This is a genomic window from Bacillus sp. MUM 116 (assembly GCF_001866655.1).
Taxonomy (GTDB): domain Bacteria; phylum Bacillota; class Bacilli; order Bacillales; family Cytobacillaceae; genus Neobacillus.
In genome coordinates, this window is the sequence record NZ_MLYR01000172.1 from 1 (window position 1) to 457 (window position 457).

Annotated in this window: 1 protein-coding gene and 1 pseudogene; both read left to right on the forward strand. The window is 37.0% G+C overall.

Annotated features, from left to right (window positions below):
• The first annotated feature begins 79 nt into the window (after nucleotides 1-79).
• Entirely contained in the window at nucleotides 80-190 is a 111-nt protein-coding gene (locus BIV60_RS28950) for a YjcZ family sporulation protein (protein ID WP_083402497.1), read from the forward strand.
• 36 nt (nucleotides 191-226) lie between these two features.
• Nucleotides 227-379 (forward strand): annotated as a pseudogene (locus tag BIV60_RS27320) (YjcZ family sporulation protein); the annotation flags it as partial.
• Between the last annotated feature and the right edge of the window lie 78 nt (nucleotides 380-457).

Below are 457 nucleotides of genomic sequence, written 5' to 3' on the forward strand. Positions count from 1 at the left end.
TTTAATTGCAGACAGTGCCCTTCCCCTTTTTTGGTATTTTACATATTTTATAGGAAACAGCTGAAAGGAGGTTGTGTATATGTCTGATGGTGTAGGTTTCGCAGGTGGTGGCTTTGCCTTAATCGTTGTTTTGTTTATCCTTTTAATTATTGTAGGAACTGCCTTTATTGGTGGCTGTGGTTTTGTTTAAAAAGTAACCTATTCCTTATTGAAAGGAGGATTTATTATGTTTGGTTACGGTGGCTTCGGAGGCGGCTTCGGTGGTTGTGGTTGTCCTGGATTTGGCTATGGTGGTGGCTTTTGCGGAGGCAATCCATTCGTTTTAATCGTTGTACTATTCATTCTGTTAATTATCGTTGGAGCAGCCTGTTTTTACTAATATAAAATCTCGAAAAAAGTCTTATAAAAAGGCTTTTTTCTTTTTGCTTAAATTGTTAAATGCTCATATGGAGTAAAA